Raw genomic sequence first — 15,587 nt, 5'->3', positions numbered from 1 at the left:
TTAGTTGATTAATCTATAAACTGGGTATTGTAAGTGTTCTTTTTCATAGAATTTGGAATGTTTATAAACCCAATCCAATTGTGCTTCACTATTTTTTGCAAATACGGGGTCATTATTGACTTTTGTTTCCAATTCAATTTTCAAACTAGGGTTGTCTTTTAAAAGTTGGGCAGCCAAATCTTCAAAAACATATTCTGAATATTCTTCTTTTTGTTGTAAAATGCTATCGAAAAAGTTCCAATTGAAGAACGAATCAACAGCTTCGGGTTCTAAAGTTTCTAGTAAATATTTTACAGCTTTTTGTTCAGTAGAAAATACATAATCTCCTTTCGCAAAGAATTTCTTCTCAATAGTTGCCGTCAATTTTGTATTTCTATGCGGATAATGTCCTTCATAGGCTTGGCTTGAAGTTTTGAAATCGGCAATTTTATAGCTTTCAACTTCAATAATGGTATCTTTATTTAATTGTGTGTATTTGCAATTATTACTTTTTAATAAATCGATAACATTCCAGTAGCCTTTTGGAATAATGTAGGCTTTCGGAATCGTAACATCCTTAACCGATTTATATTCTTTTATATAAGGGACATTTTTTTGGTAGGGTTTGGTTCTGTCGTAAAATAATCGTTGTCCAGTTGTTACCTCGCTTTTTTTATAGGAAGCTTCAAAACCTGAAAACAAAAAGGTTGTTGCTTTAGAGCTGTCTATTTTCCATTCAACAGGATATGATTTTTTAGGTTTATATTGTTCTTCATTTTTGGCACGCAATTCTTTTATTTTTTTATAATTCAAATCGGTAAAAGCAATAGTGGAAATCATGTATTCATAAGTAGCTTTTACACGATCAGCATATTTTTTGAGCATATGGGTTTCAACGACAAACCCAATAGTATTGAATAAGGAAGTGTAACCTGTTGTATATCTTGGTGTGTCCGAAAATTGCACGAAACCATTATCAGGTGTTTCCTCAAATGCATTGACATAAGGCGTTGTCGGAATGTTTTTTTGTTCCAAATCTTTTACAATAAATGGCATCATTTCAGTGTTCATGTAATCTCCTAAGATGTTACCCAATTTATTGTGCTGCGTCATGATATAGGTCAGTTTGTATTGATAATCGGAGCCATTACTCACGTGATTATCAATAAAAACATCAGGATTTATTTTATGAAAAATGGAAACAAAACTTTTAGTATTTCGGGTATCCGATTTAATCATATCGCGATTCAAATCGTAGTTTCTGGCATTGCCTCGAAAACCATATTCTTCTGGTCCTTCTTGATTGGCTCTTGATGATGAATTTCTGTTCAAAGCACCACCAATATTGTAAATTGGAATCGTTACTATAACCGTATTTTTGGGTGTTTTGATTTTGCCTAAAGCCAAATCCCGAAACAATTGCATCGTTGCATCTATACCGTCCGGTTCGCCTGCGTGAATTCCATTATTGAGGAATAATACAGCTTTGTTTTTTTGAATTTCATCAAAATTAAATTTTTTTTCAGGATTGAAAGTAATCATGTATAATGGTTCGCCACTATCCGTCAATCCCATTTTTTCCATTTTGATAGTCTGAAAATCATGGGCCAAGAGAGTATAATAATCAATTGTTTCTTGATAATTAGCTGATTGGTTTCCATTTCCTTTTTCGAAAAAAGTACTGTATTTATTATTTTTTTGAGCAAAAACAGAAACTGTGATCAACAGGAAACAAAAGCGTATTAATTGCATAAGGTTAATTTTGAATGTAGGTTTCAAATGTAATTAATTTAAAATTATTTTTTGTCGCAAATCGGACTGAAGGTATTAGAAGGAATTAAGATAATTGCAGTTTGTTTTTGTACCAAAACACAAGATTTCGCATAAATGTTTATTTGATGGTGTGTAGTTCGTAATAGGTTGATAATTAATGAATTTATTGATATGTAAAAATCGTTTTTAAATTTGTTTATACTTATTTTTGATAGTTGAATTTTTACAATTATCATTTATTTGTATCCAAAATTTAATTTCAGATGAAAAGAAGCTTTTTACTCCTTGCATTTTTATTTTGTATTTTTTATGTTTTTTCATTTTCGAAAAATGAAAAACGGCTACACTTTAAAAAAGAAATACCGTCGACAATATTGGTTGGTAATTTGGATACCGTTAAAAAGGCAGATACTATCAAAAAGAAAGAAAAGAAATTTGCCTTTATGCCTTTGCCCACTTTGACATTCGATCGTTCACAGGGAGCTGGAATTGGGATAATAGCCATGGGGCTTTTTAAGGCAGACAATTCAAAAAAAGCACCTCTTTCCCGAGTTATAGCTGTAGGTAATTATGCTACAAATGATTCTTATTATTTAATGTTAGGGACGCGTCTTTATCTGATGGAAGATTATTGGAGAATACTTGGTGCAGTTGGATACATAAACTATAATTTTCAGGCTTTTCAAACTTTTGAAGATGTAGATGGAGGTCAGGCAGGAGTTTATGAAACCCCTTATACTACAAAGGGAAGTCTATTTGCATTTGCTATACAAAGAAGAGTTTTTGAAAATTTTTATTTGGGAATAGGAGGATTTATGATGCGGTCGGATGTAACGGTCACACTTCCAGATAATAGTGAAATAGTGGAGCCAAATGATATTAATTCATTGGCTATACCAATTAGTTACGATACTCGAAATAGTATCTACAATCCGAGTTCTGGGGTTTTTATAGACGGCAGATTTTCGACAGTTCCTTCATGGCTGGATAACGACCATGATTTCATTAAAACAATGTTATATGTAAATCATTATAAGAAAATAAGCAACACCAAAATATTAGCCAGCCGCTTTGCAATGAAAGCCAATTTTGGAGACGTCCCTTTTGCTTCGCAGGATTATATTGGTCAAACTGATTTAAGAGGCTATACCCAAGGTGAATATAGAGGAAATCAAACCTATACAGTTCAATCTGAATTTCGAAATAATTTTTACAAAAAATGGGGATATGTTGGGTTTGTTGGACTCGGAATTGCATATAGAAAGTCCGAAGAAGGTGCCGCAGCGGGCGATTGGTATAATTCTGGTGCGTCATGGAGTAAGCCGTTGCCAAGTATAGGTGCCGGTGCTCGTTACCAGGTGATTGAAAAGGCCGGTCAAAAAGTAAATGCAGGAATTGATGTCGCACTAGGTCGCGGGGATTGGGGGTTTTATTTTAGAATTACCGAGGCTTTTTAAAGTTACATGGCTCAGATAATCTAAGTTTGATAATTAATTTTGGAGCAGAAAGATTAGGTATTTTTAGCTGGTATTGTCCCGCACACGAGGCTGAAAGCCGAACTGGCGAAGCAATCCGTTGCAATCTTGTGTACCGAACCCCGGCACACAAGGATTTCCACTTCTATCGAGGCTAAAGGGAGATATTTTGCTTTTTTACCATCATTCCAAAAAATGCCCCAGAATTACTAACCATCAAAACTATGTAATTCTGCGGTATAAAATGGACGATTCCAGTATTGAAAACAGAGTGTTATTTTTGATTACCTTTGCAAAATGAATAAGAAACACCATTCCAACAATATATTATTGAATTTAGGTATCGAAAGCCTAAATGAAATGCAAGAAGTTGCGCAAGATGTCATCCTAAATGACAATAATGTTTTACTGCTTTCTCCAACAGGTTCTGGGAAAACATTAGCATTTTTATTGCCTATTTTCGAAATGCTACAGCCCGAAATTTTATCCGTTCAATGTTTGATTCTGGTTCCATCACGAGAATTGGGATTGCAAATTGAACAGGTTTGGAAAAAAATGGGAACCGATTATAAAGTAAACGTTTGCTACGGCGGGCATTCCATCGATACTGAAATCAAAAACTTAAGTAATCCACCGGCTGTTTTGATAGGAACTCCTGGCCGAATTGCAGACCATATCGACAGAGGAACTTTTAGATTGGACAAAATCCAAACTTTAATTTTGGACGAGTTCGACAAATCCTTGCAGTTAGGTTTTCATGAACAAATGTCTTTCATTATTGGTAAACTGAGTAAACTAAACAAACGTGTGTTGGTTTCAGCTACATCGGATATTGAGATTCCAAAATATACACGGGTAGTTAATCCAACAATATTAGATTTTATCCCAACCGAAGATGAACAGGAAAGTAACTTGGCCACCAAAATGGTAGTTTCGAAAGAAAAAGATAAACTGGGAAGTTTGTTTAATTTACTTTGTTCGTTGAAATCACAATCGGCGATTGTTTTTTGTAATCATCGTGATGCTGCCGAACGTATTAGTGATACCCTAAACGAAAAGGGGATTTATGCCACTTATTACCATGGCGGTATGGATCAGGACGAGCGTGAGAGGTCATTAATTCAATTCCGCAATGGAAGCATGAGTTATTTAATCACCACCGATTTGGCAGCTCGTGGACTTGATATTCCCGAAATGAAGCATGTAATCCACTATCATCTGCCTCTGAAAGAAGATGAGTTTACCCATAGAAATGGTCGTACTGCCCGTATGTTGGCTTCGGGAACTGCTTATGTGATTGCCCATGAAAGTGAGAAAAAAATGGATTATCTGGATTATGATATGGAAGTGTTCAATGTTGAAAATACAACTTCACTGCCAAAACCGCCTGAGTTTCAAACCATTTATATTAGCGGCGGAAAGAAAAATAAACTCAATAAAATTGACATCGTAGGTTTCTTTTCCCAAAAAGGAAAACTCGAAAAAGGAGATTTGGGATTAATTGAAGTGAAAGATTTTATCTCATTTGCAGCTGTGAAATTCAATAAAGTCAAAGATTTATTGAATCATGTAAAAGACGAAAAAATGAAAGGAAAGAAATTCAAGATTGAAGTGGCAAGAAAAGTTATAAAAAAAGAAGAGGAGTAGATCTTAGATTTCAGAGTGCAGAATTGAGATTTTTTGTCTTTATGATTTTTATGCATCTGCAATTTAAATTCTGAAATTTAATCTCTTATGAGTCGCAGTGTTAATTTACAAACAAAAAAAATGAATTAGTGTTGATAAAAACATAATAATAGAAAGGAGTTGTTTCTTTTTATTATTATGTTTGCTAACAAATACTTACCTACTAAAGTATATCATTAAACCTCAAATAAATTATGAAAAAAATTATTGCGATTGCTGTTTTGTTTATTAGTTCTGTTGGTTTTAGCCAGATTAAAGTTATTGAAACTGTGCCAGTTGAAAAATTGGGAAGAGTAAATAATAGTTTTTATGTTCAAAAAATTGGTGATGACTTTACCTTTTTCTATACAACTGTACAAAGTGAAGATGAAGAGGCAGCTTTGAAAGCTTTTACTTTTAAAAATGTGGATAATGCTTACCAAAGCCTTTACAAAATTATTACAGGCGGATTTGCTGCAAGTCCTTTGAATGACGTGAAATTGGAATTGCCTAATAATTACGTTTGGTTGCATTATATTGCTAGTTCTGATAAAACAACTGTACAGTTTATGGTTTCAAGCAAGGAGGCTAGTTCAACGCATATTTCGGAGCCATTATCAAAAGAGCAAGTTGAAAAATTATTTCAAAAAAGCTAGATATTAGTTTTCAGATTAAGAATGTTAGGCATCTATAACAAAAAAAGTCCTCTATTTTAGGGGACTTTTTTATGCAAACTGCAAACTGCAAACTATATTTTTTTAACGTATTGCGTGATAATCACAATTTGTTGTCCATCTACTTTTCCTTCAATGTATTCGGCATTTTCATGATCTAAACGGATGTTACGTACGGAAGTTCCTTGTTTTGCAACCATGCTTGATCCTTTTACTTTTAGATCTTTGATTAATACAACAGAATCTCCATGAGCTAAAATCACGCCGTTTACATCACGGTGGATAATTTTGTTTTCGTCATCTTCCCCTTCTCCTGTAGCTTGTGCCCATTCCAAAGTGTCTTCATCCAAATACATTTGTTCCAAAAGTTCTTGCGGCCAGCCATTTTTGCGCAAACGGCTCAACATTCTCCATGCCGAAACCTGAACCGGAATGTGTTCGCTCCACATACTGTCGTTCAAACATCTCCAGTGGTTTAAATCTTCATGACCAGGATTTTCAATTTGGTCAATACAAGTAGGACAGGCAAATATGCTTTCGTCCAATCCGCCTTTTTTGGTAGGCAAAATTTGGAATTCTTTTAGATTTTCAGTGGCAGCGCATAATTCACATTTGGAACCGCTGCGTTTATTTAATTCTCTTTCGAAGCTCATTATAAGGAGTGTTATTTTAGGTTGCAAAATTACGCTTAAATGCTAGGTTTTGCAAGTTTATATTTTTGGTTTTTAGTAGTAGTTTGTATTAGTTGTTCTGTAAGTCTTTAAACATTATGTAAGTATCCACAAGTCCCAAGTTCTTATGTCTAAAACCTTTTGGTGTTGTTCCTATTATCTTAAACCCATACTTCTTCCAAAGTTCTACCGCATTTGTATTTGTGCTTACAACAATATTAAACTGGATTCCTAAGTATCCTTTGTCTTTAGCAAAGTTTATGGAATGTTCACATAAAATCTTACCTGTTCCTTTGCCATGATATTTTGGGTTCACCATATAACCACAATTAGCAATGTGGTCGCCTAAGTCAATTTGATTGGGCTTGATAATATAAGTACCCAATATTTCGTCATTGTCATCTACCGCGACAAAAGTGTCCAGATAGTCTGCAAACCAATTTTTATGCAAAGAGTCTTTAGGTGTATTTGGGTCAAAAACATAAGTGTCGCCAGTTGAAATAACATTTGTGAAGATGTCCCAAACTTTGTCGTAATCTTTTTTTTCGTCTGCTCTTCTTATATTCATTGTAAGTCTTTTTTTTTAATACTTGGTTGAAAAATTAGCAGTAACTAATCTTATTTGTGCATTTTAACTCTCACTGCCTCAGGAACCAACATTTCATATTCCCCGTGATTTCGGATAACGTCTCTCACAATGCTGGAGCTGATATAGGAAGTTCGGGCAGCGGTCAATAAAAAGACCGTTTCTATTTTGGACAATCTTCGGTTGGTGTGGGCGATGGCTTTTTCAAATTCGAAATCGGCTGGATTGCGGAGTCCTCTGAGGATGAAATCGGCTTTCACTTTTTGGCACAAATCTATGGTTAAACCTTCGTAAGTGATAACGGTAACTTTGGGCTCGTTTTTGAATGTTTCTTCAATGAAACGTTTTCTTTCCTCAAGGCTGAACATGTATTTTTTTTCGGCATTAACGCCAATGGCAATTACAATTTCATCAAAAAGCGAAATGCCTCTTTTAATAATATCTTCGTGTCCCAAAGTGATAGGGTCAAATGATCCCGGGAATATGGCTTTTTTCATTTCAATTTAATTTAGTTGTTTTTCAATTCTTGAATCTGGAACAATCCAAAGCATCGCTACTGCAATATAAAGTAAACCAGAAATCCAAGGCGAGACAAAAGCCAAGGGAATTGCCAAAAGATACGCTAATGCTGATATTTTACCTTTTAAGTCCTTTTCGACTGCTCGGTGCAAAATCGAATCTTTGCCTTCTAATTTTATGATTTTATTTTGGAGTAAATTATAAGCTATAGCACACATCAATAAAACAAAACCATAAATACTCATAGGTGTTGCTGCAAAATGATGTTCTCCAATCCAACTTGTTGCAAACGGAATCAAGGACAGCCAAAAGAGTAAAAAAAGATTGCCCCATAAAATAGAGCCATTCACTTTTTTAACCACTTGAAACATATGATGATGATTGTTCCAATAAATCCCAACATAAATAAAACTCAAAACGTAGCTTAAGAAAACTGGAATCAAGTGTTTTAAGGATTCAAAACTATCTTCTTCAGGCGCTTTTATTTCTAAAACCATTATGGTAATGATAATTGCTAATACGCCATCGCTAAAGGCTTCAATTCTGGTTTTGTTCATTGTTTTTTTTTGTTTAAAGATTCTAAGTTGCTAAGATTCTGAGTATCTAAGACTCTACGAGCCTAGTATCTAAGTAACTCATAATCTCAGAGTCTTAGTAACTTAATTAAGTGCTAACTCAATCGCATTTGTAAACAAATCTTCCAGTGAAATTCCGGCAGCCTTGGCTTGTTGTGGAATCAAACTTTCGGTTGTTAGACCAGGAATTGTATTCATTTCGAGCATGTACGGTTCGCCGTTCACAATGATGAATTCGCTTCTTGAGAATCCTTTCATTTTTAATACTTCGTAGGCGCGTTTGGCTATTTCTCCCACTTTTTGGGTCATTTCGTCCGAGATTCTCGCAGGCGTAATTTCCTGTGATTTACCAAGGTATTTGGCTTCGTAATCGAAGAAATCATTTTCGGAAACAATTTCGGTTATTGGTAAAACGGTAACGGTTCCTTTGTAGTTGATCACTCCAACAGAAACTTCGGTTCCGTCAAGGAAACTTTCTATGATGATTTCGTTGTCTTCTTTGTAGGCTACTTCAATAGCGATAGGCAATTCGGCAGCGGTTTTTACTTTTGAAATTCCGAAGCTAGAACCAGCTTTGTTTGGTTTTACAAAACAAGGCAATCCTAATTTTTGAACAATTTCATCGGCGTTAATAACGTCGCCTTTGTTTAGGTAATATGAATTCGCTGTTTTGATTCCGTATGGTTTCAATACCGACAATAAATCACGTTTGTTGAAGGTTAACGCAGCTTGGTAATAATCGCAGGCGGTTTGGGGAATGTTTAATAATTCGAAATAAGCTTGCATCAATCCATCTTCGCCCGGTGTTCCGTGAATGGCGTTGAAAACGCAATCGAAAGTTTGTTTGGTTCCGTTTATGTTTACCGAAAAATCATTTCTGTCAATTGGGAATTCGGCATCATTGGCATCAACATATACCCATTTTTCTTTAAAAATATGGATGCGGAAGGCGTTGTATTTGGTTTTGTCCAGAAACTGGTAAACTACGTTTCCGCTGATGAGTGAGATCTGGTATTCGCTTGAATAGCCGCCCATAATGATGGCAATGTTTTTCATGTTTTTCTTGATTTTGGCACAAATTACATGAATTGCACGATTTTTTTTAAGTGCAATTGTAATACTGTGATTTTAATTTTTTAATTCTAATGTTGTTTTGAAAACTAATGCCCTAGCCCCGATAGAAGTGAAAATCCTTGTGGGCCGGGGTTCGGTCCACAAGATTGCAACGAATAGCGGGAAATAGCTCCTTGCCTTGAACGAAGCTTGGAAAGGCAAATACTATTAAACAAAATTATCATTTTTTTTGAAACGAAATAGCTTTATCTTTGCGGGAAATAAAAATATTTATGAGCTTAAAAAAATATCTTACGAGTCGTGTATTTTTCGGACAGGTGTTGATTGCACTTGCCATTATTGCAGTTTTGGGTTATTTATTCATGCATTGGTTGACTTTTACAACGGATCATGGTCATGAAATTGCTGTTCCTGATTTGAGAAAATTGACAGAGGAGCAAGTAGAGGACAAGCTGGATGAATTGGATTTGGATTATGAGCTGTTGGACAGTGTGGATTTTAGGGGAGATTATCCAAAATACAGTGTGGTGGAGCAAGATCCAATGCCTGGAACAAAGGTTAAAGTAGGTAGAAAAGTATATATTAAGATTAATTCATCTGGGTTTTCGTCTGTTCGAATTCCTGATTTGATTGATAAAACATATCGTGAAGCAGTGCCAACGCTTAAGGCATTGGGACTTGAAGCAGGAACAATTACGTATGTGCCAAATTTAGGAAAAGACATGGTTTTGGAAATGCGTTATAAAGGAAGAAACCTAAAAGTAGGAGACAGAGTTTTGAAAGCCTCTAAAATTGATTTGGTTTTGGGAGACGGAAAAGAGAGTTATCAGGAGGAAGCAGTGGACAGCACAGCTACTCCACCAGCACAAGAAACAACAACAAATGAACAATAATATTGAACCAATAGAGGATTTAGACGAAGAGTTATTTGAACATTACAGGTTTGAGGTTCCGAAAGGGCAGGCCATTTTGCGAATTGACAAATACTTGATGGGTTTGATTCCAAATGCAACACGAAACAAAATTCAAAACGCTGCCACCGAAGGGAATATTTTTGTGAATGATGCGACTGTAAAGTCCAATTATAAAGTAAAACCTTTTGATGTGGTTCAGGTTATGTTATCACATCCGCCTTTTGAAAATAGGGTAGATCCAGAGGATATTCCGCTTGATATTGTTTATGAAGATGAGGCACTTTTGCTAATCAATAAGCCACCTGGATTAGTAGTACATCCCGGTCATGGGAATTATACAGGAACTTTGGTGAATGCATTGGCGTTTCATTTTGAGAATTTGCCAATGAACAGCAGCGAGCGTCCCGGATTGGTTCATAGAATTGATAAGGATACTTCGGGATTGTTGGTTATTGCCAAAACAGAAGCAGCGATGACGCATTTGGCGAAACAATTTGAAGCCAAAACATCGGAAAGAGAATATATTGCATTGGTTTGGGGTAATGTTACCGAAGAGCAAGGAACCATTGAAGGGAACTTGGCACGACACTTGAAAGACCGTATGCAGATGGCTGTTTTTGCCGATCCTGAAATAGGAAAACCTGCCATAACACATTATAAAGTTTTGGAGCGTTTTGGGTATGTGACTTTGATTTCATGTCGATTGGAAACAGGAAGAACACACCAGATTCGTGCGCATTTGAAGCATATTGGGCATCCGTTATTTAATGATGAACGTTATGGTGGACACTTGATTTTGAAAGGAACTACGTTTACGAAATACAAACAGTTTATCGAAAATTGTTTCAAAGCTTTACCACGTCAGGCGCTGCATGCCAAAACACTTGGTTTTGTTCATCCCAATACGGGTGAAATGATGCGTTTTGACACGGAACTGCCTCAGGATTTTAAAGATTGTATAGAGAAATGGAGAGGATATTCGAAATCACATCATGCCGAAGAAGATTAATAATAAAATATAGAGTCCCGCAAATTGCGGGACTTTTTTTATGGAATACTTTATTTTATTTCAGTTTCAAAATGATGTTTTATAATTCCTTTAGAACCAGTTGGACTTGGAGATAATTCCAAAATGGAATCTGGGGAAAGATTCGGTTCCATTCGGTGGGAAACAAATAGGATGGCTATATTGGTTTCTTTCTTTATTAAATTGATTAGTTGTGTTATCAATGCTATATTTTGGTCATCCAAACCTTCAAGGGGTTCGTCCAAAATTAATAGGGGAGGATGTTTGATAACTGCACGAGCAATAAGGGCAACTCTTTGTTGTCCGATGGAAAGGCGGTTAAAAATTTTGTTTTTCAGATGGGTCATTTGAATCGCTTCAAGCCATTGTGCGGCTATTCTTTGCTGTAAGGTTGTGGGTTCTCTGTACAATCCGATGGAATCAAAAAATCCAGAGAGAATCATTTCTTCCAGACTATAACTTTTATTAAATAAGTCGGTCATAGCGGTATTGAAAAAACCGATTTGTTTTTTGATTTCCCAGACACTTTCTCCGCTTCCTTTTTTTCTTCCAAATAGCTCGACGTCCTGACCGTAACCTTTGGGATTATCTCCTGAAATTAGGGACAATAAAGTACTTTTTCCAGAACCGTTTGGTCCAATAAGATGCCAAAAATCCCCTTGTTTTATAGTCCATGAAAGAGAATCGATAATGGGTCTTTCATCATAGGAAACGGATATAGAATTCATTTTGACAAGAATGTTGTCATTGAAAACTTCTTTATGAATTGGTATTTTATAGCTGTCTTTTTCTAATGAATTATTTTCGATTGAGTTTATGGATTTCAACTCGAATGAATTGTCGTTTATTAGTGCCTTGTTAGTAATAAAAGGAAGTAAGTCAACGGCTCGATTGACCAATTGGACAATTCGAACAGAACCCAAAATTGCTTCAATTGCCAATGTTAATTCAATACGGGAATTATGGTCCAAATGATCCATAGGATTGTCCAGAATGATATAGTCAGGATTTTTCTTGAGGCAATACTTTAAAAACTCTTTTTTTCGTTCCCCAGATGAAAAGGTACGCAGGTTTCTGTTCGATTCAGTCGTAGCTTCAATGGAATCATATTGATATTCTTCTTCGATTAATTTTTGGATGGAAATGTCTGAATACAGGATTCCATTTAGTGTATTGAAAACCGATAATTCCCCCTGAATTTCTCCCGATAATAAAGTGTTTATAAAGGTTTTTTTGTCAACTTGATTGGATAAAAGGATGTCCCAATGTTTCATTTTACTATTATGTAATTTGCATTATAATCTAATTTGTAAAATTAGCTTCAAAAGATTTGAATCTATTATCCAAGTCCTGAATTAATTGTTTTTTTACCGCAGGATCTTGTATAAAACTATAGTTGATGCTGTTGTAAACAAATTGTTTAATGTCGGTATAGGAAATGGTTTTATATCTTTTGGCCAGTAAAACATATTGCTCGGTCATATTGGTTCGCAATATTCCGGCATCGTCTGTACTAATGACAATTGGTACTCCAAATTCTTTGTACAATAAAATAGGATGACGGTTTTCTTTTACTTTTAAAATGAACTCATTACTGGTAAGATTGATTTCAATGGGTATGTTATTCTTTGCCATATAGCGCAATAAATCATAGCTCTTTTCTTCATAGGCCATATCAACCCCATGTCCTATTCTATTGGCGCCAGCAGTATAAACGGCAGCATTGATATGCCAAGATAATTCTTCGGGACGAACTAATCCCAAGGTAAGTTCACCTGCATGCATTGAGTATTTCACTTTTGGAAAATGGCTGTGGCAATATTTGAACATTACCATGTGCAGCCAATAATCTTTCATTGAAGTTTCACCATCTTCGGGAGAAACAATATTAACACCAGCCATCAACGGACTGCTATCAGCAGAGATAAAAGCAACCATTAAATTTTTGAATAAATCAACCGGTTCCATAAAGCGCAAAACAAAGTTTTGATAGCGCATCGTGAATTGATTGTCATCGATTTTAAGCTCTTTGTGCATTTTGGCAACAAAATTAGTATTGAAATCGGTTGCATATTTTTTGGCTTCTTTTTGGTTGAAAATAGTAAACAGGGAATCCAAAGATTGCATAACGGCTTTTTCGTTTTTAATGATAGCCATTTTTCGCAATTGGGTATTGTATTTGGATAAACCATCCGTTTTGATAGCACAAGGAATAGTCGATAGTTGGGTTTCGATATAGCTTACATTTTCTTTGATAGCCCTGTTTTTTAGTTCCAATAAACCAGCTTCAAAATTGTTGTTTGTGGCAGGTTCAAACTTCATAAAGGATTCAAAAAATAATTTATCCGAAGGGTAATCAACATTATTATAATCTTTGACAGACCATTTATGCATTATTTTTTGTTTGTAGACATCCAATTCGCCATTCTTTTGCAAAGTTGAAAACAATACCCAGTCACTTCCAGACTGTTTTTCTTGGCTTACAGTCATGGTTTGCGTGTTGAGATAAAAATCTTCGGAAATGGCGTGGGCTAGTAATGGTTCTGCATAAATCGAACCGGAATAATGGTGGTGTAAATCGCCACCTTTGGGCATTTGGGCAAAGAAAGCTGTGAGTTCAACTTCATTATCTCTGATTTTTTCAAAATATTGATTGGCAGATTGTGCAAAACCTACTTGGAATAGGGTATAAAAAAGGAAGGTGAAAAATATCTTCATTGTATAAATTTCATTCAAATATAAAAAATAAATAGAAATTTATTTCATCTCACTTAAATAAAAGTTTCATCATTGCTCTCAGAATAATTCAAATCAACATGGAAAGTTTCCTTTAATTTCCATAGCGCCAATAGGGAAACGATTGATAATAAGGAGCCAACAATCATTCCCGATTTGAGAATATCACCATCAAAAAGGCGATCACGGAAAAAGCTATAAATCAAAATAATTAGCGGAAGCGAACCTCTAACAAAATTGGGAACTGTAGTTGTTACAGTAGCCCTGATGTTGGTTCCAAATTGCTCGGCTGCAATGGTCACAAATAAAACCCAATATCCAACAGAAACCCCCATTGCAAAACAAAGCAGGTAGAAAGTTGAAACCGAAATTCCATACGCATTCAAATAGACAAAAACCATAATTAGGTTAGAAATCAAAAACAGGCACATGATTTTTTTTCGACTTTTTAGCCATTGACTTAATAATCCGCTGGCAATATCGCCAATAACCAAACCGCTGTAGCAAAAAGCTATTGCTTTTCCAGCAGCAATAGTTTCAGCATGTTGTACACCAAGGGCTTTTGCAAATTCGGGTGAAAAAGTAATCAAAACGCCCACCAAAAACCAAAGCGGAACACCAATAAGTATGCATTGAAGGTATTTTGAAAATCTTTTTGAGTTGGTAAACAAAGACAGAAAGTCTCCTTTCTTTTCATCGCTTTGCTGTATTTGTTTGAACATTCCCGACTCCGAAATACTGATTCTTAAAAACAATAACAAAATGCCAAGACCACCTCCTGCATAATAACACAAGCGCCAATCCTGAAAAAATTGATAGACTAAATAAGCGGCAACCGCTCCCGAAACTCCAACCGAAGCTACAATCATGGTTCCATATCCGCGTTTATCTTTAGGTAAGGATTCTGCAACCAAAGTGATTCCGGCACCCAATTCCCCTGCAAGTCCGATGCCTGCAATCAATCGCCAAAACGCATATCCATCAACAGTGGTCACCATTCCGTTGGCAATATTGGCTACGGAATACAATAAAATTGAACCAAATAAAACAGATATTCTCCCCTTTTTGTCTCCTAAAATGCCCCATAAAATACCACCGAAAAGCATACCAAACATTTGCATACTGATGAGATATTCTCCTTGGTTTCTAACAGCATCTCCAGTTATTCCAAGATCTTTTAGACTATCGGTACGAACGATTCCAAAAAGTAGCAAGTCATAGATGTCCACAAAATAGCCAAGTGCGGCTACAATTACCGCGGCATTGAGTATGGATTTCGGATTTTGTATAATAGGTGGGGGAATGTTATTCATTAGGATCTGGTCTTTATTTGTAGTTTCATTAATAAATCGGTTTGTTGGTCATTGCCTAAAATGAAAATATGTTTGTCAAATGTTACAAAACCATTTTTAGAATAAAACTGCAAGGCTCTGTGGTTTTCTTCCCAAACACCCAGCCAAATATAATCGACGTGATATTCATTTGCAACTTTTACGGCCTGGTCCAGTAATAGCTGCCCTATTTTTTTTCCATGAAAAGCTTTTAAAACATAAATGCGTTGGATTTCGATTGTTTCGTCTTTTATTGTTTCGGTTTGTGCATTTCCCATATTTAATTTGAGATAACCAACAGGTTCATTATCACAAAAGGCAATGTAAAAAGGAGAATCAGGATTATTTATTTCTAAAGTTAATTGAGCTGTATTGAAATTTTCCTGCAAGTATTTCTCCATATTTTCAGGAGTATTTATTTCCGAAAAAGTTTCGGTAAAAGCTGTTATGCCTATGTTTTGTATCGCGCTAAGATCTTCTAAATAGGCTCTTTTGATTTCGATCATTGGAATCGGTTTTATTTCTTTATAAAATCAAAAATAAGGAAAATAAATAGCATTCATTTTAAAATTCTATGATTGCATTAAA

Annotated in this window: 15 protein-coding genes; 5 read left to right on the top strand and 10 right to left on the bottom strand. The window is 35.4% G+C overall.

The annotated features are described in order from the left end of the window. Nucleotides 1-1,731: a M14 family metallopeptidase gene (locus DOS84_RS04325; protein ID WP_111408884.1), complete on the bottom strand. Its 1,731-nt coding sequence runs from the start codon at nt 1,729-1,731 to the stop codon at nt 1-3. A 284-nt stretch (nt 1,732-2,015) separates the two neighbouring features. Between DOS84_RS04325 and DOS84_RS04315 the strand changes: the two genes are divergently transcribed. The 3 genes from DOS84_RS04315 (at nt 2,016) to DOS84_RS04305 (ending at nt 5,548) form a co-directional block, all read left to right on the top strand. Next, a complete protein-coding gene (locus DOS84_RS04315) occupies nt 2,016-3,209 on the top strand; it encodes a BamA/TamA family outer membrane protein (protein WP_111408882.1) in 1,194 nt (397 codons plus the stop codon). A gap of 315 nt (nt 3,210-3,524) precedes the next feature. Beyond that, nucleotides 3,525-4,874: a DEAD/DEAH box helicase gene (locus DOS84_RS04310; protein WP_111408881.1), complete on the top strand. Its 1,350-nt coding sequence runs from the start codon at nt 3,525-3,527 to the stop codon at nt 4,872-4,874. A 233-nt stretch (nt 4,875-5,107) separates the two neighbouring features. Further along, entirely contained in the window at nt 5,108-5,548 is a 441-nt protein-coding gene (locus DOS84_RS04305) for a hypothetical protein (RefSeq protein ID WP_111408880.1), read from the top strand. 92 nt (nt 5,549-5,640) lie between these two features. Here DOS84_RS04305 and DOS84_RS04300 read toward each other — a convergent pair whose 3' ends face one another. From DOS84_RS04300 to DOS84_RS04280, 5 genes are all read right to left on the bottom strand, one after another. Then, complete coding sequence (locus DOS84_RS04300; protein ID WP_111408879.1) at nt 5,641-6,219, bottom strand: PhnA domain-containing protein; 579 nt, start codon at nt 6,217-6,219, stop codon at nt 5,641-5,643. Nucleotides 6,220-6,307: 88 nt separating this feature from the next. Beyond that, complete coding sequence (locus DOS84_RS04295; RefSeq protein ID WP_111408878.1) at nt 6,308-6,805, bottom strand: GNAT family N-acetyltransferase; 498 nt, start codon at nt 6,803-6,805, stop codon at nt 6,308-6,310. 50 nt (nt 6,806-6,855) lie between these two features. Further along, entirely contained in the window at nt 6,856-7,320 is a 465-nt protein-coding gene (gene coaD / locus DOS84_RS04290; protein ID WP_111408877.1) for a pantetheine-phosphate adenylyltransferase, read from the bottom strand. Between the two features lie 6 nt (nt 7,321-7,326). Continuing rightward, nucleotides 7,327-7,899: a TMEM175 family protein gene (locus DOS84_RS04285; protein WP_111408876.1), complete on the bottom strand. Its 573-nt coding sequence runs from the start codon at nt 7,897-7,899 to the stop codon at nt 7,327-7,329. A 102-nt stretch (nt 7,900-8,001) separates the two neighbouring features. Beyond that, the gene (locus DOS84_RS04280; RefSeq protein ID WP_111408875.1) at nt 8,002-8,973 is read right to left on the bottom strand and encodes a D-alanine--D-alanine ligase; all 972 of its coding nucleotides are present in this window, start codon (nt 8,971-8,973) and stop codon (nt 8,002-8,004) included. Nucleotides 8,974-9,263: 290 nt separating this feature from the next. Here DOS84_RS04280 and DOS84_RS04275 point away from each other — a divergent pair, with 290 nt between their 5' ends. Both DOS84_RS04275 and DOS84_RS04270 read left to right on the top strand, forming a co-directional pair. Further along, nucleotides 9,264-9,884: a PASTA domain-containing protein gene (locus DOS84_RS04275; RefSeq protein WP_111408874.1), complete on the top strand. Its 621-nt coding sequence runs from the start codon at nt 9,264-9,266 to the stop codon at nt 9,882-9,884. Beyond that, nucleotides 9,874-10,914, top strand: a complete 1,041-nt coding sequence (locus DOS84_RS04270; protein WP_111408873.1) for an RluA family pseudouridine synthase — start codon at nt 9,874-9,876, stop codon at nt 10,912-10,914. The genes DOS84_RS04275 and DOS84_RS04270 overlap by 11 nt, the downstream gene beginning before the upstream one ends. 50 nt (nt 10,915-10,964) lie before the next feature. On the opposite strand, the gene DOS84_RS04265 is transcribed toward DOS84_RS04270, so the two are convergent. From DOS84_RS04265 to DOS84_RS04250, 4 genes are read right to left on the bottom strand one after another with little or no spacing between them, the layout of a single operon-like run. Further along, nucleotides 10,965-12,206, bottom strand: coding sequence for an ATP-binding cassette domain-containing protein (locus DOS84_RS04265; RefSeq protein WP_111408872.1), 1,242 nt, complete (start codon nt 12,204-12,206; stop codon nt 10,965-10,967). A 28-nt stretch (nt 12,207-12,234) separates the two neighbouring features. Then, nucleotides 12,235-13,650: an amidohydrolase family protein gene (locus DOS84_RS04260; protein WP_111408871.1), complete on the bottom strand. Its 1,416-nt coding sequence runs from the start codon at nt 13,648-13,650 to the stop codon at nt 12,235-12,237. A 53-nt stretch (nt 13,651-13,703) separates the two neighbouring features. Further along, entirely contained in the window at nt 13,704-14,981 is a 1,278-nt protein-coding gene (locus tag DOS84_RS04255; RefSeq protein WP_111408870.1) for an MFS transporter, read from the bottom strand. Next, nucleotides 14,981-15,505 carry a GNAT family N-acetyltransferase gene (locus tag DOS84_RS04250; RefSeq protein ID WP_111408869.1) on the bottom strand — a complete coding sequence of 175 codons (525 nt, stop codon included), beginning with the start codon at nt 15,503-15,505 and terminating at the stop codon, nt 14,981-14,983. The genes DOS84_RS04255 and DOS84_RS04250 overlap by 1 nt, the downstream gene beginning before the upstream one ends. Between the last annotated feature and the right edge of the window lie 82 nt (nt 15,506-15,587).

This window comes from Flavobacterium aquariorum (assembly GCF_003254745.1).
Lineage (GTDB): Bacteria > Bacteroidota > Bacteroidia > Flavobacteriales > Flavobacteriaceae > Flavobacterium > Flavobacterium aquariorum.
Note: the sequence above shows the minus strand (reverse complement) of the source record. Positions and strands in the feature narration are given on the sequence as shown.

Coding starts and splice junctions, on each gene's coding strand:
- DOS84_RS04325 (WP_111408884.1), bottom strand. CDS start 1,731: ATGCAATTAATACGCTTTTGTTTCCTGTTGATCACAGTTTCTGTTTTT.
- DOS84_RS04315 (WP_111408882.1), top strand. CDS start 2,016: ATGAAAAGAAGCTTTTTACTCCTTGCATTTTTATTTTGTATTTTTTAT.
- DOS84_RS04310 (WP_111408881.1), top strand. CDS start 3,525: ATGAATAAGAAACACCATTCCAACAATATATTATTGAATTTAGGTATC.
- DOS84_RS04305 (WP_111408880.1), top strand. CDS start 5,108: ATGAAAAAAATTATTGCGATTGCTGTTTTGTTTATTAGTTCTGTTGGT.
- DOS84_RS04300 (WP_111408879.1), bottom strand. CDS start 6,219: ATGAGCTTCGAAAGAGAATTAAATAAACGCAGCGGTTCCAAATGTGAA.
- DOS84_RS04295 (WP_111408878.1), bottom strand. CDS start 6,805: ATGAATATAAGAAGAGCAGACGAAAAAAAAGATTACGACAAAGTTTGG.
- coaD (WP_111408877.1), bottom strand. CDS start 7,320: ATGAAAAAAGCCATATTCCCGGGATCATTTGACCCTATCACTTTGGGA.
- DOS84_RS04285 (WP_111408876.1), bottom strand. CDS start 7,899: ATGAACAAAACCAGAATTGAAGCCTTTAGCGATGGCGTATTAGCAATT.
- DOS84_RS04280 (WP_111408875.1), bottom strand. CDS start 8,973: ATGAAAAACATTGCCATCATTATGGGCGGCTATTCAAGCGAATACCAG.
- DOS84_RS04275 (WP_111408874.1), top strand. CDS start 9,264: ATGAGCTTAAAAAAATATCTTACGAGTCGTGTATTTTTCGGACAGGTG.
- DOS84_RS04270 (WP_111408873.1), top strand. CDS start 9,874: ATGAACAATAATATTGAACCAATAGAGGATTTAGACGAAGAGTTATTT.
- DOS84_RS04265 (WP_111408872.1), bottom strand. CDS start 12,206: ATGAAACATTGGGACATCCTTTTATCCAATCAAGTTGACAAAAAAACC.
- DOS84_RS04260 (WP_111408871.1), bottom strand. CDS start 13,650: ATGAAGATATTTTTCACCTTCCTTTTTTATACCCTATTCCAAGTAGGT.
- DOS84_RS04255 (WP_111408870.1), bottom strand. CDS start 14,981: ATGAATAACATTCCCCCACCTATTATACAAAATCCGAAATCCATACTC.
- DOS84_RS04250 (WP_111408869.1), bottom strand. CDS start 15,505: ATGATCGAAATCAAAAGAGCCTATTTAGAAGATCTTAGCGCGATACAA.